A 20,692-nucleotide genomic window follows, 5' to 3' on the forward strand; every position below is an offset into this window, starting at 1 on the left:
AAAAATACAAAAATTTACATTCAAAAAGTAAAAAGGTTTATTCTGTAAAAGTAAATCATTAAATGATTTTCCTACTAAATCGCCTATTGTCACCTGTCTAAGGTCTGCCTACCGAATCTCTTCCATCGTGACTACAGGTACGTCTTTATGATTCAAATCCTGCAGGGGATGAAATTCTGAGGCCGGATAGGTCCAGCCTTCATCTGTGAGGTTCCACAATAGGGGAGCTAGATTTTGAACCGCCGCTTTGCAGCCTTGAACGATGGCTCCCATTTTCCCGGTTTGCTTGGAAAGGACTGCCTCATTTTCGATTTCAAAAGGCCCTGAAAAGCCTTGTTGCTTAAGGGTATTGATGAAAGCTCTCCAGTCCATGGAATCCCCTAATCCAAATCCCGGCAAAGTGGCTTCGTAATGGTGCCGGTCCCAAGGATTGGTGCTGAAAGGAATGCCGAGCTTTTGTGCCCACTCTGGGCGGATTTGTTGCAAGGGATACATATTTCCCCAAAAAGGATCCGGATTGTTTCTGGTGGATTTGACATGAATTCTCTTCAAGCGATCCATATCCGTGTGTTTCATAACTTCCACCGGATCTGTATGCTGCCATACATCGTGGGAAGGGTCATAGATCTCCCCATGATTTTTCAAAGGAACCAGTTCGTACATCAGCTTACGAGCAGCCAGTACCCCTGTCAGATTATTGTAGGTGCCTGTAAATCCCGAGCCTCTCCAGCCCTCCATGGGGCAATTTTCATAAAGCACGGTGACGCCCAAATCTGCTGCATATTTAATTATAGGTCCAAAAATCTTTTGGTATTCCAGCAGGTTTTTTTCAAACCCTCCATCCTCATTTCCCAGTTCATGGTTGTAGCCTACAAAGGTTCCGACTTTCACGTCGTTCTCATCACCTCCAAGGAGATAAGCCATGCGGATTAGCTTTAGCAGGTGGTTTTGATTTTTGACTCGATGAATAGGATCTCCGCCGATGAGATTTTCAAAGGCTCCAAGAGAAAGGCGTAGCTGGGCCCCGTTGAATTTTTCTATCAGTGCTTTTGCCTGATCCGGGCCAAAGTTTTCGTAATCCAAATGGGTGGCCACAAAATCATCCCGGGTGCCGTCTTTTCGAAAGACACACAGGTCCAATCCCTGGACTCCTATTTCAATTGCTTTTTCAATAGTCTGATCCAGATTCAACTGGTCGAAAGCGGAGGTCATGATCCAGATGGGATTTGCCATAGGGAAAGGGGGGGTTAGGTTGAAAGACTCGGTGGTTAACCGGGAAATGAGCTGTAAAAATTAGGCAAGGTCAAGCTGAAATTCAAATCCCTGAGTACCTTCTTCGGATTTCGACCTTTTGTTTTTGTCTATCCCAAAGGGCTTGAGCCAAATCCAAAGCCACCCGATCAGGTTCGGATTCATGAAGGATTTGCTTAAGTCTGTGTTCAGGAAGATCAATCCGGTAGCAGATTTGGAGAAGTCGCTCCAGATTTCTGTCCATGAGTTGGCTGATGGCTTTGGCCAAAATTCCAATAGCTTTCTCTTCAGAAAAATCTTCAGAATTCTCTGGGAGCTCAAAGTCCTTAGAGACCAGGTGATAGGTTTGGACTAGCAGTGATTGATCCATGGCATAAAAAAGCCCCGATTTCGGGGCTGAGAATTAAGCTTCTTTTTCTTCTGTGTTGTCCTGAAGCACTTCAGGAGCATAAATCCTGATCAACTGGTACCAGGAGTTGAGTTTTTTGATGTCAGAGGTGTAAACTCTTGCTTCGTCAAAATCCGGAAGGACGGACTTCAAAAATGCCCGCAATTCAGCGTCTGAAGAAGTAGAATCCACTCCCGTGTCTCCCTGAAATTCTGCTTCGATTTTTTTCATGACAGACTCCAGTGGTTCAGCACCTTCTTCAGTCATGGTATAGATGGAGATATCACTCAAAATGGACACTCTCATGGACATTCCGGCGACTAATTTGGCTTTTTTCTCATCCAGAGATTCCAAAATCACTCCTGTACGGGTTGGTTTTAATACTCTATATAAACCCGGCTTTCCGGCTACTGTGGCGATGTCTTTAAAATTCATGGGTAGTATTTGATAAGGCTGCAAATATAAGGTTATCCGTTTAAATGCTCTGCTTCATATTCCTGAACCAACTCATCAATGAAGGAAATTACTTCATCTTTTCCGGCTCCTTTTTCGGCCGATGTCACAAAATAATCCGGAGCTTCTTCGAAAATCTCTTCGGTTTTGCTCAGAAATGCCTTTACGTTTTTATCCGTCTGTGTTTTGGATTGCTTATCTGCTTTGGTGAAAATCAAGGCTGCCGGCACTCCTTCGACCCCACACCAGGTCAAAAATTCCAAATCTATTTTCTGAGGCTCCAGCCTACTGTCAATCAGGATAAATACTCCGCACAGATTACTTCTTTTGGTGAGGTAGGTGCTGATCATAGATTCCCACTTTTCCCGCGTATCCTTGCTCACTTTGGCAAAGCCATATCCCGGTAAATCCACCATATACCAGCGGTTGTCGATCATAAAATGATTGATCAATTGGGTTTTTCCCGGCTTTTGGGAGGTTTTTGCCAGTTCTTTTACTCCTGTCAGCATATTGATCAGGGAGCTTTTTCCAACATTAGATCTTCCGATAAAGGCAATCTCGGCGCGGTCCGGCTTGGGACATTTCTCCGGGTTGGTATTACTTATGACAAATTCAGCTTTCTTGATCATGACTCTTATTTGCCTGCAAAATTAGGGTTTTATTTGAGAAGGCCTTCTCACTTGAAAACCCAACAATTTTCGATTCCTCATGTTTCTGTAGTAATATTGCGCACCAAAGAAGATTCGTGATGGCTGTAGTACCCTACAAAGACAAACAAGACCCTAAGAAGGCACAAGTAGCTGAGATGTTCAATAACATCAGCCCCAAATATGATCTTTTGAACCATGTGTTGAGCTTGGGGATAGATATCATTTGGAGAAAAAAGGCCGTCAAAATGCTCAAAAAAGACCAGCCTAAACTCATTTTGGACATTGCAACTGGTACGGGTGATTTCGCTATCGAGGCTTTGGCCTTAAATCCAGACAAGATCATCGGCGTGGATATCTCAGAAGGGATGCTCTCCGAAGGTCGGAAGAAAATGATCAAAAAAGGCCTTCAGGACAAAATCGAGATGCAACTCGGAGATTCAGAAGGATTGCTCTTTGAGGATAATAAGTTTGATGCTGTGATCGTTTCTTTTGGAGTCAGAAACTTTGAAAATCTGGAAAAAGGTCTGGCAGACATGTATCGGGTACTCAAGCCGGGAGGGAAAACAGTCATTTTGGAATTCAGCAAGCCTAGGTCATTTCCGATGAAGCAGGCTTATTCCTTTTATTCCAATACCATTCTTCCTCAAGTGGGTAAAATTGTATCCAAGGACAATTCTGCTTATACTTATCTTCCGGAATCAGTTCAGGCCTTCCCAGATGGGGAGGATTTTCTGAAAGTCTTGAAAAAAGTCGGATTTCACAGCACAGTATGCAAACCACTCACTTTTGGTATCAGCTCCATCTATGTAGGGCAAAAGTAATCTTCTCAGTTCTACTGCTGGTCTTTGGGTTGTCTGATGGATTTGCGCAAGGACTCTTTGGTCTGACTAGTACTTCGGGTTCGGATGATAAACCCATTTCTTACGGATTCTTTCTTTCCGGACATACCTCTGGCTATCAACTTAGGTATTCCGAAGCGTTTGTCAAGGCAAGTGACCCAGTGACAGGAGGTGTACATTCTATCTATCCCAAATTGACACCGGGATTCTCCTTGGGTTTTATCGGGATTTTGAGGTTTCACGATCAAGTTAACCTCCTTTTTACTCCCAAAATCGGATTTTATGAATACCACACAGAGGTAAATTACTTTGCCTCTCCTATCAATAATTTGCCCGGAACTGGCAATCCAAGTCCAAGCGAACCCAATGCATTTGGTATCCGAACCGAAGAACTGGTGAATGAAGAAACCGTGGTAGAACTTCCATTGCTTTTCAAATACCGCTCTCAGCGATTTAACAATACCCGGATGTACTTCATCGGGGGCGGAAGCTACCAATTCAGAACTAAATCTCAGGATGAAGCCAATGTGGACCCCATCGTTACCTCAGGAAAGGACTTCACCATAGAAGCAGGGATGGGATTTGAGATCTATTTTCGCTTTTTCAAGTTTGCCCCTGAAATCCGCTTTTCCCATGGCTTAAACAATCTCTATTTGCCAGAGAAGACTGATCCGGCTTTCGCCTCTGCCATTGAATCCCTTCGCAGAAAGTCTATTACGATTTACCTTAATTTCCAATAATCCTTCTTTGTAACGGAATTGTTTCCGTAGATTCTTAGGTATTTACTTTTTCATTCAAAACAGGAATTAAGCGGAATTCGCTACTTTAAGCATGCCTCATTCAAGGAGGCAGTTCCCAAAATAACCTGAAGTGCCTATGAATTCCCAAAAATGGATACTGCTCGTATCCACAGTAGTCTTATTGACTCTTGTATCCTTCCTTTTTTTGTTTTCCCAAGGAAAATCAAACCCAATGTTGGGCCCGGTGCCTTATGTGTTTTGGGTTAGTTTTCTGGTGACCTGCATAGTCGTAGTCTTGACTTTTGTCGGCTCTAGAATTTTTCCTCATCTAGATTCCAATAAGAAATGACAGGCTGGCTGATTTTCTTTTTCCTGCTGTTTTTGGCCTCTTTGGCCTACGCCTCTTACAAGTCTTATCGGAAAAACAGGAGTTCAGATGAGTTTATGCTGGCTGGATCCAATATTGGGACTATCCTTGGTTTCTTGACTTTTTCTGCGGCACTTTTCAGTGCTTTTACCTTCATGGGAATGCCTGATTTCTTCCGGGTTCATGGGGTAGGAGCCTGGATATTTTTGGGCTTCTCAGATGCTTTGATGGTGTTCTTTATCCTCTGGTTTGGCTATGCGCTGCGCAAAAGAGCAGCAGAGGTGGGATATCAGGGGGTTGCTGGTTTTGTGCAAAGTTGCTTCCAAAACAAATGGGCAGGATATCTGGTATTCGTGAGTTCCTTTTTGTTTTTGATCCCTTATGTAGCGATCCAAATCCGGGGAATATCCATTTTCCTTAATGCTGCATTCCCGGATTTAATGCCCTTTTGGGGTTGGTCGGCCTTGTTGGTCATGATCATGCTGGTTTATTCAGAAATAGGAGGGCTCAAAGCCATCATGTATAGCGATGCCATTCAGGGGGTAATCTTGTTGGTAGTGATTTGGATCATTGGGGTCACCTGCCTGTCCATGGCGGGTGGTGTAGAAGCCGGTACCCGCGCAGTCATGGAGAGCAATGAGGCTTTATTGTCTCTTCCTGGGCCCAAGGGATTGTTCAGTTCCGCCTTTTTGATTGCTTCGACCATTGCCATTGTCATGATTCCGGTTTCTCAGCCTCAATTCACCACCCGATTGGTAGTCATGAAAAACCTCAAATCCGTCCATAAAATGGCCTATGCGGTTGGTATCTTTGCTATTCTGGTGATACTTCCTACCGCTTTTATCGGATTGTATGGGGCGGTAAGCTATGCTGACAGCAGCACCGCTGAATTTCTTTCTTCAGCCTTACTCTTTGATCAGGCAAATCCCGTTGCAGCCTTGGCGGTGGTAGGTCTTTTTGCGGCTTGTCTTTCTACAACCAATGCCCAAATTTTCGCTTTGGGTACTGAACTGAGGTCCTTGCTGAAGGGAGAGGACAAGAAAAAAATGAGAATTACACAATTGGCGATTTTGGTATTTTCGCTGATCGTGTTGGTTTTTTCTACCTTGATCAGTGATGAACTGGTGCTATTGGCAAGAGTAAGTTTTGCAGGCACTTCGATGATTGCTCCCGTTGTTTTGAGTGCTGTGATTTTCCAAAAGCCTCCCAAATCCATCTTGATTTTATCTGCCATTGCTTTAGGGTATTTCGTGCTCAGCTTACTGGGATGGGTTCCGGCAGGATTTGTTGGATTGCCCACCGATGCAGCCATGTACCTGATCTTAATTCCAGCGACAGCTATTTTGATGCTGGTTCACCATTACAATAACAAGAAAACTTATGCAGCTTAATTTTGACTTTAGCATAAAAGAAGTACAAAAACTCCTCCCCAGATTTTGGGAGCTTTCAGCCCAAAAAATCCGCTCTATCGAGGAGAGTTTTGACACCTCCAAGGGAGCACCAGTTTTTACGGAAAATGGAATTTACGTGACTCGTGGCTGGACGGAATGGACTCAGGGCTTTCAGTTTGGGTCTTCCATTTTGCAGTTTGATGCTACGGGAGAAAAGGATTTTCTGGAAATCGGCCGAAGGAATACCGTTCAAAAAATGGCTCCCCATCTCACGCATATTGGGGTTCATGACCATGGGTTTAACAATGTAAGTACCTATGGAAATCTCCTTAGACTGATCCTTGAAGGAAAAATAGAGGGTACAAGCTGGGAGAAAGAGTTTTACCAACTTGCCCTCAAAGTGACGGGAGCCGTTCAAGCCACCCGTTGGACAAAAATCCCAAGCGGAGGTTTTATTTATTCCTTCAATGGGCCTCACTCTTTGTTTGTGGACACGATCCGAAGTTGCCGGGCCTTGGTGGTCTCCCACCAATTGGGACATGTGCTTCAAGGGGAAAATGATGTCAAAATTTCCCTGATTCAAAGAGCTGTTCAGCATCTGTTGAGTACGGTTCGTTATTCTGTTTTTTATGGAAAAGGAAGGGATAGTTACGATGTGCCGGGCAGAACTGCCCATGAAATAATCTTTAATACCAACGATGGCAATTACCGCTGCCCCAATTCCCAGCAGGGATATACCGGCTTCAGTACATGGACCCGTGGACTGGCCTGGGCGATTTGTGGGATCGGAGAGACCTTGGAAATTCTGGATCAAATCCAGGAGGATGACTATGCAGCCGTGATTTCCAAAGATGGGTTAATCCAAGAATTGACTCAAGCGGCCATTGCCACTTGCGAATTTTACCTTGCCAATACCCCTGTGGATGGAATTCCCTATTGGGACACCGGAGCCCCAAATCTCCACCTCCTGGGAGATTACCTTCAAAGACCTGCGGATCCTTTTAACCTCCATGAACCAGTGGACAGCTCTGCTGCCTGCATCGCCGCCCAAGGCTTGATCCGAATTGGGAATTATCTTAAGGATTCAGATCCAGAAAGGTCCAAAAAATACTTTCAGGCTGGAATTCAAGTGGCCGGAGTTCTTTTTGCTGAACCCTACCTTTCTGTCCAAAAAGAGCATCAGGGATTGATTTTGCACTCTATCTATCATCAACCTAACGGTTGGGATTATGTACCGGAAAAGGGGAAAGTTGCCCATGGGGAATCCAGCATGTGGGGAGATTACCATGCCAGAGAACTCGCTTTGCTGATTCAAAAGATGGGAAATCAAGAACCTTATTACACTTACCTAAACTGTATCGGAAAATGAGCGGCAAATACAAACCACAATATCCCCGAGTGGCCCAGCTCAAAACAGCGGAGATTTTTCGGCAACATTTGGATCAGGAAGGTATCGGGATGGAGTTTGATGAGATTTTGGAGTCAGGTGAAAAATCACCTTTTGCCAAGCCGCATATCCTCAGGTCTGGAAGAAAAATCGGGAATGCCTTATGTATCCTTCCGATGGAAGGTTGGGACGGAACGGAAGATGGACGGCCTTCTGAATTGACCAGAAGGCGATGGAAAAACTTCGCTCTGAGTGGGGCTAAATTGTTATGGGGCTGTGAGGCCGTAGCGGTTAGACCCGAGGGGAGAGCAAATCCCAATCAGTTGATGCTGAATCCAGACACATTTTCTGAATTTGTGGACCTGTTCCAGATGCTTCAGGAAACTCATTTAGAATATTTTGGGGATACTTCGGATCTTTTGATCGGATTGCAACTCACTCATTCGGGGCGGTTTTGCAAGCCTTTTGACAAAAAGAAAATGGAACCGAGAATTCTTTATCCTCATCCGGTATTGAATCAAAAGTTTGGCCTTTCAGATGACTATCCTGTAATGAGCGATGAAGAAATTGACTCCATCATCGCGGATTATATCAAGGCCGCTGTCCTGGCTCAGCAGGCAGGGTTTCATTTCGTGGACATCAAACATTGCCATGGATACCTTGGGCATGAATTTCTGAGTGCGTATGACCGGGAAGGAAAGTATGGGGGTAGTTTTGAAAACCGAACTCGTTTTCTCCGAGAAATTGTTCGGGGTATTCAGCGGGAAGCCCCTGGACTGGAGATTGGCGTTCGGATGAGTATTTTCGATTGGGCGCCATTTCAAAAAGGGCCTGAAGAGACTGGGATTCCAGCCGCAAAGGCTCCTTATCTCTATGCTTTTGGCGGAGAAGAGAGCGGAATTCAAGCCAAAATGAGCGAGTCTTTTCAGTTTTTGGAAGTGCTCAAAGAACTCGGGATTGAGCTTTTCTGTACCACTGCCGGTAGTCCTTACTACAATCCGCACATTCAGAGACCGGCGCTTTTCCCTCCATCGGATGGATATTTGCCACCGGAGGATCCTTTGCATGGGGTGGCCAGACAAATCCAGGCAACTGCAGAAATCAAGCAGGCCTATCCGGAGTTCTATGTGATCGGCTCTGCCTATTCCTATCTGCAGGAATGGCTTCCCAATGTTGGCCATCATGTCCTAAGATCAGGGAAAGCAGATTCCATAGGATTTGGCAGGATGGTGCTGAGCTATCCGGATATGCCGGCGGATATCCTGAAAGGGGAGGGCTTGAAACGGGCCAAAATCTGTAGGACCTTTTCGGACTGTACAACCGCGCCGAGAAACGGGATGATTTCGGGATGTTTTCCATTGGATCCTCTATACAAAAACATGCCGGAATACGATCAACTTAAAATCCTGAAAGGAGAATGAGAAAAGTAGCATTAATCACCGGAGGTACCCGAGGGATCGGATTGGGTATTGCCCAAAAACTCGCCCAAGAAGGAATTGATTTGGCTTTGAATGGGGTAAGACCAGCATCTGAGGTAGAGGAAGTGATTTCATCCCTCAGAAATGAAGGAGTCCGGGTAGCGTATTTCCAAGGAAATATTGCTGAGAAAAAAGACAGGGATTCCATTCTTGAGGGGGTGAGAAAAGAGTTTGGGGCTTTGAATTTTCTGGTCAACAATGCCGGAGTTGCACCGAGAGTGAGAGCGGATGTATTGGAAGTTCAGGAGGAAGATTTTGATCATTTGATGGGGATCAATTTGCGCGGGACATTTTTTCTATCGCAGGCAGTGGTGCGTTGGATGCTTGAGCAAAAAGCCAATTCACCTTCCTCTGACTTTGCTTTGGTGACCATTACTTCAGTATCTGCACAACTTGCCTCAACCAATCGAGTCACCTATTGCATGGCGAAATCAGGCCTTTCCATGATGTCTCAGGTATTTGCTGTCCGCTTAGCGAGTCAGCAAATTCCGGTTTTTGAAATCCAGCCAGGAGTCATTGCTACAGACATGACAGAGAAAGTGAAAGAGATTTATGAGGAGAAGATTGCCAATGGATTGACTCTGGACCCCAGAATGGGGACTCCGGAAGATGTTGGGAAAATTGTGGCAGCCTTGGTTCGGGGAGATTTCCCCTATGCTACCGGGCAAATTATTGTAGTTGACGGAGGATTGACGGTGGGGCGATTGTAGACTTTTAAAAATGCCCTTCAATTGCCTAATTTGGCTGGATGAAGCCCCAACTTAAAACCGAAGTCCTAGCCGGAATTTCAACCTTTCTGGCCTGTTTTTACATCATCATTGTCAATCCTGCCATTCTTGCTGAAGCAGGAATGCCCTTTTCGGCAGTCCTTACCGCGACGGTATTGGTATCGGCATTCGGAAGTTTGATGATGGGGCTGTATGCCAAAAATCCCATCGTAGTCGCTCCGGGAATGGGGATCAATGCCTTTTTTACCTATACCGCAGTCAAGGGTTTCGGGCTGAGTTTTGAGGAAGCATTGGGAGCTGTATTTTGGTCCGGCGTGATTTTTTTGGTTTTGTCGGCTTTTCAAGCCCGTGAAAAAATTATTCAGGCTATTCCCGTGGCCATTCGGCATGCTGTTTCAGCCGGGATCGGCTTGTTTATCTGTTTTATCGGTTTTCAAAACGCCCATTTCATAGTGGATAATTCAGCGACATTGGTGGGGATGGCTCAGTTTAAAGATCCTATTTCCCTGACTTTTCTGGCGGGCTTGTTGGTTACCGGGGCCCTTTTGATCCGTAAAGTCTCCGGAGCCATCATTTTCGGAATTCTCTTTACCACCTTGCTTGCCTGGCCAATCGGAAGATGGTGGGGGGATGCTTCAGAGGTAAATTTTGGAATATCTACTCTGGTAAATTTTACAGGCTTTTTTGCCATGCCGGATTTTAGTTTGGTAGGAAAGGCGGATATTTTAGGTTCTCTGAGGGTCGCCTATGTCCCGATTATTTTTGTATTCACCTTTACCATTTTGTTTGATGGGATTTCCACTTTCGTGGGGCTTTCTGAAGCTTCCGGTTTAAAGGACCCGGACGGTACGCCCAGAAATATGCGCAAATCCCTGATGACGGATTCTTTTGCAACTCTCTTTGCGGGATTGGTGGGCAGTAGCTCTGGAACGGCCTATATCGAATCTGCCGTAGGTATAGAGGAAGGAGGGAGGACCGGACTTACTGCCATCACGGCCGGTTTGCTGTTTCTTCCATTCATGTTTTTCTCCCCGCTTTTGTCCATCATTCCCTCGATTGCCAGCTCGATTGCTTTGGTGCTGGTTGGCTCTTTTATGGTGATTCCTCTGACGAAAATCAATTGGCATAACCCTCAGGAGGCATTTCCTTCCTTCTTGACCATTGTCTTAATTCCATTCACCTACAGTCTTTCAGTGGGAATTTCGTTTGGCTTTATCTCATGGACGGTACTACTACTTCTGACAGGTAAAACTTCTCAAATCAACCCGATTTTAGCAGTGATCAGTGTACTTTCGCTTTTCTTTTTGTGGATATGATACCGAGCCAGTTGAAAAAGTTATTCTTCCTGATTTGCTTCTTAGGATTGGTTAATCTGGGCTTTGCCCAAAGAATAGCCATTATGGGAGCCTTAGATGCAGAGATTTCCATTTTGTTGGAGGAAATGGGAAAGGTGAAAACAGAAACCCATGGTGGAATTGACTTTTACAAGGGAAAGCTGAAGGGCAAAAAAGTGGTTGTTTTAAAAGCCGGAGTTGGAAAAGTCAATGCATCTTATTCCACAGCAGTTTTGGTGGAAAATTATAATCCCAAGGCCCTGATATTTACCGGGGTGGCTGGAGGCTTGGATCCTGAAGCCTTGCCGGGAGATATTGTGGTCGGAGATAAATTGGTTCAATATGATTTTGGGCAAATTGACTCCACGGGGTTTCAGGTAGCGCCTTTCAGGAAACTGAGAGGCGGAAATCATGAAGATCTTTTCATTTATGCAGATGCCGCCTTGGTCCAAAAGGCCATACTAGTAGCGGCATCAGTGGACTTGGAGCCTATTTCCGGGAGGAAGCCAAAAGTGTATCAGGGGGTGATTGCGACTGGGGATGTTTTTATCAGCAGCGATGATAAAGCAAGGTGGCTGTATGAAGAATTTGGAGCTTTGGCTACCGAAATGGAAGGGGCTGCCATCGCTCATCTTTGCCGGACTTTGGAAATTCCTTTTGTCATTATCCGTTCCTGCAGCGACAATGCCAACAATCATGCAAGGGTAAATTTCAATGCATTCGTGGGACCAGCTTCGGTCAATTCATCAAGGATTGTTTTGGGGATATTAGAAATTATGCAGTAAACAGTATTCAGTATGCAGTCTGCTTATTGCCAACTGCATACTGCCCACTGTTTATTTCAACACTTCCCTCGAAATCACCAGCTTCTGGATCTCGGAAGTTCCTTCACCAATGGTGCAAAGCTTGGAATCCCGGTAGTATTTTTCCACAGGGTAGTCTTTTGTAAACCCATAACCTCCAAAAATCTGAACCGCCTCGTTGGATACAGACACGGCCACTTCTGAGGCGTACAATTTGGCTTGCGCACCTTCCAAGGTGACTTTCTCTCCACGATTCTTCAAGTCCGCCGCTTTAAAAGTAAGTAGCTTGGCAGCTTCTACCTGGGTGGACATCTCTGCTAATTTGAAGGATATTCCCTGAAAGCTTGAAATGGGTTTATTAAACTGATGTCTCTCCTTGGAATACTGAATGGAGGCTTCCAAAGCACCTTCTGCAATGCCCAGAGAAAGGGCTGCGATGGAAATTCTTCCACCATCCAAAATCTTCATGGATTGGATAAATCCATCCCCCACTTTTCCCAAAACCTGGCTTTCATGGACTTTGCAATCCTCGAAAATGATTTCGGCAGTCTCGGAAGCCCGCATGCCCAGTTTGTCTTCTTTCCTTCCTCCTTTGAATCCAGGAGTTCCTTTTTCAATGATAAAAGCAGTCATTCCATGGCTGTCACCAACTTCCCCGGTGCGGGCAATCACCACTGCCACATCGCCTGAATACCCATGCGTGATGAAGTTTTTGGCACCGTTGAGGATGAAATATTCACCTTCTTTCTTGGCAACAGTACGCATGTTTCCGGCATCCGAACCCGTATTCGGCTCAGTCAAGCCCCAGGCTCCAAGCCACTCACAGGTGGCTAGTTTGGGTAGGTATTTTTTCTTCTGCTCCTCATTGCCAAACATCATGATGTGACCGGTGCAAAGGGAATTGTGTGCCGCCATCGAAAGCCCAACGGAGGGATCGAGTTTTGCCAATTCGACGATGGCAGTTACATATTCGAAATATCCGAATCCTGAACCCCCATATTCGGTTGGGACTAAAACCCCCATCAAGCCAAGCTCTCCAAGTTTTTTGAAAACAGGTAGGGGGAAATGATTTTGATCGTCCCATTCTTTGCGAAATGGGGTGATTTCTTTTGCTCCGAAATCCCGGATCATTTGAGCGATCATTCGCTGGTTTTCATTCGATGAAAAATCCATCATGAGTAATATTTGGGTTTATTTTAGATTATAAACCTTAAGATGAGAATTAGGTTTGGCAGTACCAAATAGGCTAAATCCGATGAAAATTTTGAAAATTTCTAAGAACTCAAGTTTTTGATTCTACGAATCCAACAGAAAATTCTTTTTTTATTTTAAAAACGGGTAAAGACCCATTATTCCTTATTTTAGGAAGGTTTTGATTTTAATCAGCATACTAAATGAGAGCAGCAGGATTTACGTTTTTGTTTGTCGTATTGATCACGATTTTCTCTTTTGGCCAAAGCCCAAGACAAATTATCGATAGTTTACTTATACGGGTTCAGGAACCACTTTCCCCAGATCAACTGGCCAATATGTATGGTGAGCTGGGCTGGCAGTATGCTAGTATCAATCTAGATTCAGCGATTTATTTTGGAAAATTGGCAGTGGAAAAGGCTGAATTAGCAGGTGATCCGAAAATTTTGGCTCAGGCTTTTTCAGATTTGGGTAGTGGGATTTTGCAAAAAGGAGATTTGGATGAATCTAAAATTCTCTACCTAAAGTCCCTTAGACTACGAGAGGAAATTCAAGATTCTTTGGGTATGGCCAAATCCTACAATGCGCTTGGATTCATTCATCAAAGGAAATATGAATCGGATTCTGCGATAAAGTACTTCCTATTAGCATTGCCTATTTTTCAAAAATCCGATGCCCAGTTAAGTGCTGCCACTGTTTTGAACAATTTAGGGGTGATCTACCAGAATTTATCAAATTATGAAAAGGCAAAGGAAGCCTATGAGGAATCGACTGCCATTCGAGAGGAATTGGGAGATTTTCGAGGCGCAATTGCCTCGTACAATAACCTGGGTACGGTCTATAAATATTTAGGTGATTTTGAAAAAGCAGAGTCATTTTTCCAAAAGGCCATAGCTAAAGCAGTGGAGTTGGGAGACCTGATGAATCAAGCTGTTTCCTATCGGATTTATGGTGCATTTTTAATGGAAAAAGGAGATCTGGATGACTTGGAGGAAATAGCGAGAAAAGGACTTCAGGTCGCCAAAGAGGTGAATTCTCAGTATGATGTGGCAGCCCTTGAGCATGCTTTAGGTGTGGCTCTGAATGCTCAAGGCAAATTCATGGATGCCAAAGGATATTTACTTTCTGCTGCATCTAGCTTCCAGGCCCAAGGTTCTGATGAGGATGCCATGTTTCCCTATTTTGAATTGATTTCGGTTTATGCAGCCATTGGGATGCCTGATAGCTCACGTCACTACGGCAACCTTTACCAGCAAAGCCTAAGGTCTAAATTGGAAAAAGAGTCCAAAGAACTGGTAACTGAACTTCAAACCAAGTACGAAACCGAGAAAAAAGATCGGGAAATTGCCGAGCAGCAATTAGCCATCCGGAATAAAAACCTCCAGCTTTATGGGAGTTTGATTTTAGCTTTAGCGCTCGGGATTTTGGGCTATTTACTTTACCGTCAGCAAAAACTGAAAAATCAGCAGCTCAAACAGGAGGCAGAATTGAAGGCTGTTTTGGCCCAATTGGAAACTCAAAACAAACTCCAGGAGCAGCGACTGCTCATCTCCAGAGACCTTCATGACAATATCGGAGCCCAGTTGACTTTTATAATTTCTGCGATCGAAAACCTGAAGTTTTTTGAGCCAGTCAAGGAGCAGCTGAACCAGCGCTACGATTCCATTGCCAGCTTTACCAAGCAAACCATCACCGAACTACGGGATACCATCTGGGCCATGAACAGCGGGCAGGTGACTTGGGAATCCTTGGCAGGAAGAGTTCAGGATTATTTACAAAAAGCTAGACAGTCTTCGCCAGGAATTCAATTCGAGTTTTCCATAGCCGATTCGATCCAGAAAGACTCTACTCTTGGTTCCGCAGAAAGTATTCAGGTGCTGAGAATTATCCAAGAGGCGGTTCAAAATGCCGTCAAATATGCTGAAGCAAGTTCTATAAAAGTGGAGGTCAATCAGGAAAATGGAGAGTACCAAGTTTCTATTCAGGATAATGGAAAAGGATTCGAAGAATCTGAAATTACCCCAGGAAATGGACTTTACAACATGCGCAAGCGAGCAGAGGAGTTGGGGGGAGTATTGGAAATATCCTCCAATCCCGGAAATGGTACCGTGATTCTCCTTATTTGGGATGGAGAATAGGACTTTTGACGTATAGCAATTGGAGAGGTCAAAACTTAGCTTTCGAAGAATTTTGAGAAAATGCTGGGTTTTTTGACAGAATCAGTTGGGCTTTTGGTATTGGCGACCCTGGCGCTTGGGCTGTTCCTGTTTTTTCATTTTTTACTTTTTAAGGAGTATTTAAAAACCAAGCGGATTCATTTTCAAAAGATTACCCAATTGGAAAATTTGATCCAGCAAGAACTTGATCGATCCAAAGCCCAATTTTCAGCAGAAAAGCAAATCCATAGGATAAAAGCTGAAACCGATGAAAAATTAGGCTTGATTAAAATCCTTTTGGAGCTGATGAGGAAGGACGAAAAAAAGGGATCCTGATTCTAGGGTCCCTTTCGTTTTGGATTGGTTCAGCTTAATTAAAATTCTTAATCAACTGATAGCAAAACTGGATGATCTCCTTGTAGTTTTCTTTTCCGAGTTTCTCATCAATCCCATGAAAGCGCTGCATGGAAGTCGAGTCTAATCGCATGGGATGGAAGCGATAAACCTGCTCGGATACCGGATAAAAATACCGAGAATCTGTAGCCCCTCCCACTAGACCAGGTACCACCACAGTCTCAGGATGAAGGCTTCGCATAGTTTTTTCCAGAATTTTGTAAGGCTCCGCATCTGCGCTGGATACAGGCGGAGGATTGGTCAGGAAGCCAACGGGTTCTACTTGGACCTTATCAGATACGATGCTTTTGATATGGGCCTGAGTAGATTCAATGGTTTCTCCAGGGAGGATTCTGAAATTGATTGTAGCCTCCGCCACGGTAGGAATCACATTGTTCTTTACCCCTCCATCGATGATCGTGGGGGCAGTGGTTGTATGAATATTTAATCCTTCCAAAATCTGCTTTTTGAAAAGCCAAGGATTGGCAAAAACCATCCGTATGAAAAATGGCATCTCAGGTCCAAGGTATTCTAATTGTTGGGGAATCGGGTCGATCATCTTGTATGGAAGCTGGTTGTTTTCCAGATCTACGATTGCCTTAGCCAAAATCCCAATGGTGTTTTCCTTCGGCGGAGCAGAGCTGTGACCTCCATTGGTTTTGACAATCAGACGAAAGGAAGCAAAACCTTTTTCACCCAGATTGATCATGGCTACTGGGGATTTGACTCCGGGCACAAGTCCTTCAGCAATAAATCCACCTTCATCCATAGTCATAGCAGCCTTGATCCCTCTTTCCTTCAAAAGTTCAGCAATTTTTCCAGCTCCTCTTGGACCACCAACTTCCTCGTCATGTCCCGAAGCAATGTAGATGGTTCGGGTAGGCTGAAATCCCTCAGATAGCAGCTTTTCGACCGATTCCAATAAGCCCATCAGCGTTCCTTTGTCATCCATGGTCCCTCTACCGATGATGTGTGTGTCCGTGATTCGACCTTCAAAAGGTGGGGCTTCCCATTGATTAATGGTCGGCTCGTCCACCGGTACCACATCCTGATGGGACATGAGAATTATGGGTTTCATAGATGGATCAGAACCCTCCCAGGTATAGAGCAGACTGTAGGTGTTGATTTTTTCCAGCTTGAGTTTGGAGTGGATCAGAGGGAAGGTTTCTTCCAAAAAACTATGAAATCCAAAGAACTCGGCAGAATCGGGTGGGGTATCCTCATTGAATGAAATGGTTTTGAATTGGATGGCCTTGGATAGGTTTTCAAAAACCTGATCTGAAATGGCGACTTTTTCCACAGGCTCACCATCCACTTGTTTGGAGCTCATTCGGAGGGTGTTGATTAATAAAATTGCCACAAGTAGAATCACTAGCAGAAATAGACCGAGGAAGAATTTTTTCATGGGTGATGATTTTGTTGGAAGAGGGAATCCCTTTGTTGATAGTGGAAGTTAAGCAAAAGGTCCAAACTTTTGGGCTTGGACCTTTGTGTTTAGTCAAGACTTACATCTTTGGTGTTATCATCCGGTATCCGGTCGATCAATTTATGATAAGGGTCGATCCCAGCTTTTACTGGAGTACCTTTCACTTTGACTGTAATTGTGGATTGCCCGGGTTTGATTTTATATTTCTGGACATAGAGAGGATTGGTTCGTGTTTTACCGTTTTCATCTTTGTCCTCAGCTGCGAAAACACCAATATCTATGTAGTCACCCTCATAATTCGCATTTTCTTCTCTCCCAGTTTGATCTGCATAAAGCTTTTGGGAGCGAATGCTTAGGGTGATTTCATATTCATCCCCGGGTAGTTTTTTTGCTGTTACAGATTCAGCCCGGTTGTCATATAGCGTGATTTTATTCCAGGTATCATCCAAGTAATACTTGATGCTGTCAGGAGTTACCTGTTCCAAATGTCGGTACAAATCGTAGCTTCCCGGAAATGGTGGGGATTGCTTGAGACCAAATTCTTGGTTGAATGCAAATAAGGCAGAATCCATGGCAGCCTCTCCGATCAGATCTCTGAGCCCATAGAGGATCAAGCTACCCTTGTTGTACCATTGATAGGGCCTGTTGCAGTTGATGAATACATTTTCCTTTTTGCTTTCATTGGAGCGACCCCTGAGATAATCGTCCAGTTCATCTTTCAAGAATCTTTTCATATTGTCCTTGCCGTATTTTCTTTCCGAAAGAATCAGAGCTGAATACTCCGCTAAAGCTTCTGATATCAAGTTTGATCCTCTGGTATAGTTGGGAGTGATCTGGTGGCCCCACCATTGATGAGCAAGCTCATGTGCAGTGACGTAATACACATAATCAAAATCATTGGGGTCAGAGAAGTCAGCCACCCAACCGAAACTTTCTGAGAAAGGGACGGTATTGGGAAAAGATTGTGCAAATCCCGCATACCTCGGAAATTCCAAAATCCGCATTTGACGAAATTGAAAATTGCCATAGGTGGAGGAGAAGTAAGTCAGTCCGTCTTTATAGGATTCTAGAAACCTATCCAAATTATACTTGTGCTTGGGGTCGTGATAGATTTCTATGGCAATTTTTTGTCCGTCAGGAAGAAAAGCTTCGTCCCGAAGTACCTCATATTCTGCAGAGACGAATGTGAAAAAAGCCTGAATAGGAGTGTCTTGAATATAGTGGAAATAACGTCTGCCGTTTTCTTCCCATTCTCTTTGCAGGTATCCCGGAGCTACGGCGATTTGGGAGGGAATGGTACTCACCACTGCTTCAAACTGGATGAAATCGGCATCATCTGCAAAAAGCAGCGTGCGTTCACCCATTGGATCATGGTGTGGTGGTAAATCCTCTGGCTTCTCCGGAAGTCCATATTTTCTGCGGTCTTCGTCAGAGGATATTTCTCCACTCGCATCATAGCCGATTTCTGGTATTCCTCCACTGAAGAAGGTTCCATTATAAACCAGCTCTCTTCCATATCCTGAATTGGGGAATCCTTTCCGGGTAGATTGACTGATTAAGGTCAAGTGCAGCGTGTCACCCGGCATCATGGTTTGGGGTAAGGCCGTGATTTTATACCATTCCTGAATAGGTTTTTTACCAAAAATCTGGAAGATTCCGGCCTCCAATTTCAAGGGGAATCGATAGGATAAAGTATCTCCATTCAAGACTACTTTGAAATCATCCAATGCGGTTGAGTTGAAATGAATCGAATCAATAGGAGAGCCGGTTTTGTTCACCAACTCTACCTCAGACTTGAAGAAGGCACTTCTTTCTTTGGGGAATAAATCGGCTTGAATAGAAACTCGGGTATACTTGGGCTGTGGGATTCCTTCATAGTGCTTCAGCTGGTTTTCATAGGCTACCTGGAGTTTTTTCGTTTCTTTTTCTGTGAGGTAATCATTCTCATACACTACCGAATGATAGATATAGGCTCCAGAGGCGCAGGCAATTATCAGAAACAAAAAGGAAAGTCTCGTGCCGGGGTTCGAGAGCCTGGATTTGGCGGCTTGCCAACGGCTTTTCCAAGAATTTTCCGTCCCCCTGCTAAAGAAAATGCTGAAAAATAGGATCAGGAAAAGGCCCCAGGCCGACCAATACAGGTTAAACCAAAACAGGGGTTCGGCAAAATGCCCCAAGCCATTCATGTCACTCCAGGTATAGCCAGGTTTATAACTGAAGAAAAACAAATTGAAATCATAATTGGCAAGATCCCGAAGGATAATCATCACCAGCCATATTCCAATTGCGGCAGCATGGCCGGCAAACTTGTTGTTCACCAGCATGTGGACAGCAAATACCAGCATGACCATCTGCAAATAATCTGGAAGTCCAATGAGGTAAGAATCAATCAGGTAGACTTTCAGATCATAGTCAAAATATCCCTTAAGGGTCTGGATGATCAAACCCACCAGAATGGGTATGGTGGTTAAAATCAGGCAAATAAAAGCAAGTCCCAGAAATTTGGAACCAATAACGACACTGTCCTTGACCGGAAAGGTGTCGGTGATGACTGAATATCCGGTGACCTTGTCCCGATGGAGACTTTCACCCGTAAAAAAGACCAAAATGATGAAAACAAAAAGATTGTAATCGTAGGTTTTGTACTCCATCAAAAAGGAAGTTGAGGGGAAGTTGGGAACGCTGTACAGCGTATTTCCGATCCAGAAATCCAGAATCAGAAAAATCAACCCACCCAATAGGATGGAACGGAAATAGACGTCCTTGTAAATGTTTTGAATTTCTATTCGGGACAGAGTCCAGAGGCTCTTCCATTGGTATTTTTTGGAAAAATCCACGACTGGATTAAGATCTTGAGTCGATAATGGCCCTTGGGATTCGTCCTTAATCTTGGTTTTCTTCTGTGGAGCTTGGAAAAAATAAGTGAAGCCGAAGCGGAAATAGGCCCCAATAAAAAAAATCAACCCTAGGCCTGACCAAAGCAAACGATTCAACAATAAATTTCCCTCGAGGGGAAGGAAAAAGCTGTTTTGCTCATAAGGGGTTAAATATCGGGTTTGTAGACTGAAGGAGTTCAGTCCGAAAGGGTCCAAAAGTTGAACCAAATCCTTGTTTTCAATATCCTGTGCCAAAAAGTTGGCCAGGAGATAGAGGATGAAAACCACAATCCCACCAGTGTAAATTGACCGGATATTCCGGGTGAAAACTATCAGCGAAAAAAACAGCGTGCCCGCCAGCCAAAGATTGGGGAGCAAAAGGGTAAACCAAGGCTGAAAATAATTGACCATCAAATTAGGCCCATAGCGTTCTGCCTCCGTGCCAAATAGGGGGCCTAGCAAACTTCCCAAATAGATTCCCGCAAGTGCACCTAAGGAAATAAACAAAAGGGTCAGGAATGAGCCCCAAAATCTTCCCATGAAATAGCCAAACTTGGTGATGGGATAACTGAAAAGAAAAGTGCCTGTCTTATGTTCGAGATCCCGATAAAGTGGGACTCCCATCACCGCAGAAGCTATCAATATTCCGAAAATGGAAATCAGAAGCAGTAAATTCGCAATGATAATGGGGGCATTGTGGAAGACTTTTTCGGAAGCAGGGGTGCTTCCAAATCCTATCAATAGGAGGGCGGTTACCAGCAACAGGAAGAAGTAAATCCAAGTAGCAGGCCGCCGAAACCTATATTTGAGCTCGAATACAAAGATATCCTTAAACATAGTG

17 protein-coding genes are annotated in these 20,692 nt (G+C 44.4%); 10 read left to right on the forward strand and 7 right to left on the reverse strand.

The window, feature by feature from the left end:
• Window positions 1–108: 108 nt before the first annotated feature.
• The 4 genes from G458_RS0117805 to yihA all read right to left on the reverse strand — a co-directional run bounded on the left by G458_RS0117805 (window position 109) and on the right by yihA (window position 2,721).
• Window positions 109–1,233, reverse strand: a complete 1,125-nt coding sequence (locus tag G458_RS0117805; protein WP_026953102.1) for a sugar phosphate isomerase/epimerase family protein — start codon at window positions 1,231–1,233, stop codon at window positions 109–111.
• An 82-nt stretch (window positions 1,234–1,315) separates the two neighbouring features.
• Window positions 1,316–1,621 carry a hypothetical protein gene (locus G458_RS0117810; RefSeq protein WP_026953103.1) on the reverse strand — a complete coding sequence of 102 codons (306 nt, stop codon included), beginning with the start codon at window positions 1,619–1,621 and terminating at the stop codon, window positions 1,316–1,318.
• A 33-nt stretch (window positions 1,622–1,654) separates the two neighbouring features.
• Window positions 1,655–2,074, reverse strand: a complete 420-nt coding sequence (locus G458_RS0117815) for a DUF5606 family protein (RefSeq protein ID WP_026953104.1) — start codon at window positions 2,072–2,074, stop codon at window positions 1,655–1,657.
• A gap of 32 nt (window positions 2,075–2,106) precedes the next feature.
• A complete protein-coding gene (yihA, locus tag G458_RS0117820) occupies window positions 2,107–2,721 on the reverse strand; it encodes a ribosome biogenesis GTP-binding protein YihA/YsxC (protein ID WP_026953105.1) in 615 nt (204 codons plus the stop codon).
• Between the two features lie 119 nt (window positions 2,722–2,840).
• Between yihA and ubiE the strand changes: the two genes are divergently transcribed.
• The 8 genes from ubiE (at window position 2,841) to G458_RS0117865 (ending at window position 11,791) form a co-directional block, all read left to right on the forward strand.
• The gene (gene ubiE / locus G458_RS0117825; protein WP_026953106.1) at window positions 2,841–3,563 is read left to right on the forward strand and encodes a bifunctional demethylmenaquinone methyltransferase/2-methoxy-6-polyprenyl-1,4-benzoquinol methylase UbiE; all 723 of its coding nucleotides are present in this window, start codon (window positions 2,841–2,843) and stop codon (window positions 3,561–3,563) included.
• Window positions 3,512–4,321: a type IX secretion/gliding motility protein PorT/SprT gene (gene porT / locus G458_RS0117830; RefSeq protein WP_026953107.1), complete on the forward strand. Its 810-nt coding sequence runs from the start codon at window positions 3,512–3,514 to the stop codon at window positions 4,319–4,321. Before ubiE ends, porT begins: the two co-directional genes overlap by 52 nt.
• A gap of 345 nt (window positions 4,322–4,666) precedes the next feature.
• Window positions 4,667–6,079, forward strand: a complete 1,413-nt coding sequence (locus tag G458_RS0117840) for a sodium:solute symporter family protein (protein ID WP_026953109.1) — start codon at window positions 4,667–4,669, stop codon at window positions 6,077–6,079.
• Window positions 6,069–7,448 (forward strand): glycoside hydrolase family 88 protein, encoded by a 1,380-nt coding sequence (locus G458_RS0117845; protein ID WP_026953110.1) that lies wholly within the window; start codon window positions 6,069–6,071, stop codon window positions 7,446–7,448. Before G458_RS0117840 ends, G458_RS0117845 begins: the two co-directional genes overlap by 11 nt.
• The gene (locus tag G458_RS0117850) at window positions 7,445–8,887 is read left to right on the forward strand and encodes an oxidoreductase (RefSeq protein WP_026953111.1); all 1,443 of its coding nucleotides are present in this window, start codon (window positions 7,445–7,447) and stop codon (window positions 8,885–8,887) included. The genes G458_RS0117845 and G458_RS0117850 overlap by 4 nt, the downstream gene beginning before the upstream one ends.
• A complete protein-coding gene (locus tag G458_RS0117855) occupies window positions 8,884–9,654 on the forward strand; it encodes a 3-ketoacyl-ACP reductase (RefSeq protein WP_026953112.1) in 771 nt (256 codons plus the stop codon). Before G458_RS0117850 ends, G458_RS0117855 begins: the two co-directional genes overlap by 4 nt.
• A gap of 38 nt (window positions 9,655–9,692) precedes the next feature.
• Entirely contained in the window at window positions 9,693–10,988 is a 1,296-nt protein-coding gene (locus G458_RS0117860) for an NCS2 family permease (RefSeq protein WP_026953113.1), read from the forward strand.
• Window positions 10,989–10,999: 11 nt separating this feature from the next.
• On the forward strand, window positions 11,000–11,791 hold the full coding sequence (locus G458_RS0117865) for a 5'-methylthioadenosine/adenosylhomocysteine nucleosidase (protein ID WP_169719282.1): 792 nt from the start codon (window positions 11,000–11,002) through the stop codon (window positions 11,789–11,791).
• Window positions 11,792–11,842: 51 nt separating this feature from the next.
• Here G458_RS0117865 and G458_RS0117870 read toward each other — a convergent pair whose 3' ends face one another.
• Entirely contained in the window at window positions 11,843–12,982 is a 1,140-nt protein-coding gene (locus G458_RS0117870; RefSeq protein WP_026953115.1) for an acyl-CoA dehydrogenase family protein, read from the reverse strand.
• 221 nt (window positions 12,983–13,203) lie between these two features.
• On the opposite strand from G458_RS0117870, the gene G458_RS0117875 reads away from it, so the two are divergent.
• Both G458_RS0117875 and G458_RS0117880 read left to right on the forward strand, forming a co-directional pair.
• Window positions 13,204–15,138 (forward strand): tetratricopeptide repeat-containing sensor histidine kinase, encoded by a 1,935-nt coding sequence (locus tag G458_RS0117875; protein ID WP_026953116.1) that lies wholly within the window; start codon window positions 13,204–13,206, stop codon window positions 15,136–15,138.
• Window positions 15,139–15,210: 72 nt separating this feature from the next.
• Entirely contained in the window at window positions 15,211–15,492 is a 282-nt protein-coding gene (locus G458_RS0117880; RefSeq protein ID WP_157359852.1) for a hypothetical protein, read from the forward strand.
• Window positions 15,493–15,526: 34 nt separating this feature from the next.
• Here G458_RS0117880 and G458_RS0117885 read toward each other — a convergent pair whose 3' ends face one another.
• Both G458_RS0117885 and G458_RS0117890 read right to left on the reverse strand, forming a co-directional pair.
• On the reverse strand, window positions 15,527–16,954 hold the full coding sequence (locus G458_RS0117885) for a M20 family peptidase (protein WP_026953118.1): 1,428 nt from the start codon (window positions 16,952–16,954) through the stop codon (window positions 15,527–15,529).
• Window positions 16,955–17,043: 89 nt separating this feature from the next.
• Complete coding sequence (locus tag G458_RS0117890; protein WP_026953119.1) at window positions 17,044–20,688, reverse strand: ABC transporter permease/M1 family aminopeptidase; 3,645 nt, start codon at window positions 20,686–20,688, stop codon at window positions 17,044–17,046.
• Between the last annotated feature and the right edge of the window lie 4 nt (window positions 20,689–20,692).

This window comes from Algoriphagus mannitolivorans DSM 15301 (assembly GCF_000429425.1).
GTDB classification, from domain to species: domain Bacteria; phylum Bacteroidota; class Bacteroidia; order Cytophagales; family Cyclobacteriaceae; genus Algoriphagus; species Algoriphagus mannitolivorans.

Excerpts from the sequence above, each read along its gene's own strand:
- G458_RS0117805 (WP_026953102.1), bottom strand. The coding sequence starts at position 1,233 with ATGGCAAATCCCATCTGGATCATGACCTCCGCTTTCGACCAGTTGAAT.
- G458_RS0117810 (WP_026953103.1), bottom strand. The coding sequence starts at position 1,621 with ATGGATCAATCACTGCTAGTCCAAACCTATCACCTGGTCTCTAAGGAC.
- G458_RS0117815 (WP_026953104.1), bottom strand. The coding sequence starts at position 2,074 with ATGAATTTTAAAGACATCGCCACAGTAGCCGGAAAGCCGGGTTTATAT.
- yihA (WP_026953105.1), bottom strand. The coding sequence starts at position 2,721 with ATGATCAAGAAAGCTGAATTTGTCATAAGTAATACCAACCCGGAGAAA.
- ubiE (WP_026953106.1), top strand. The coding sequence starts at position 2,841 with ATGGCTGTAGTACCCTACAAAGACAAACAAGACCCTAAGAAGGCACAA.
- porT (WP_026953107.1), top strand. The coding sequence starts at position 3,512 with ATGCAAACCACTCACTTTTGGTATCAGCTCCATCTATGTAGGGCAAAA.
- G458_RS0117840 (WP_026953109.1), top strand. The coding sequence starts at position 4,667 with ATGACAGGCTGGCTGATTTTCTTTTTCCTGCTGTTTTTGGCCTCTTTG.
- G458_RS0117845 (WP_026953110.1), top strand. The coding sequence starts at position 6,069 with ATGCAGCTTAATTTTGACTTTAGCATAAAAGAAGTACAAAAACTCCTC.
- G458_RS0117850 (WP_026953111.1), top strand. The coding sequence starts at position 7,445 with ATGAGCGGCAAATACAAACCACAATATCCCCGAGTGGCCCAGCTCAAA.
- G458_RS0117855 (WP_026953112.1), top strand. The coding sequence starts at position 8,884 with ATGAGAAAAGTAGCATTAATCACCGGAGGTACCCGAGGGATCGGATTG.
- G458_RS0117860 (WP_026953113.1), top strand. The coding sequence starts at position 9,693 with ATGAAGCCCCAACTTAAAACCGAAGTCCTAGCCGGAATTTCAACCTTT.
- G458_RS0117870 (WP_026953115.1), bottom strand. The coding sequence starts at position 12,982 with ATGGATTTTTCATCGAATGAAAACCAGCGAATGATCGCTCAAATGATC.
- G458_RS0117875 (WP_026953116.1), top strand. The coding sequence starts at position 13,204 with ATGAGAGCAGCAGGATTTACGTTTTTGTTTGTCGTATTGATCACGATT.
- G458_RS0117885 (WP_026953118.1), bottom strand. The coding sequence starts at position 16,954 with ATGAAAAAATTCTTCCTCGGTCTATTTCTGCTAGTGATTCTACTTGTG.
- G458_RS0117890 (WP_026953119.1), bottom strand. The coding sequence starts at position 20,688 with ATGTTTAAGGATATCTTTGTATTCGAGCTCAAATATAGGTTTCGGCGG.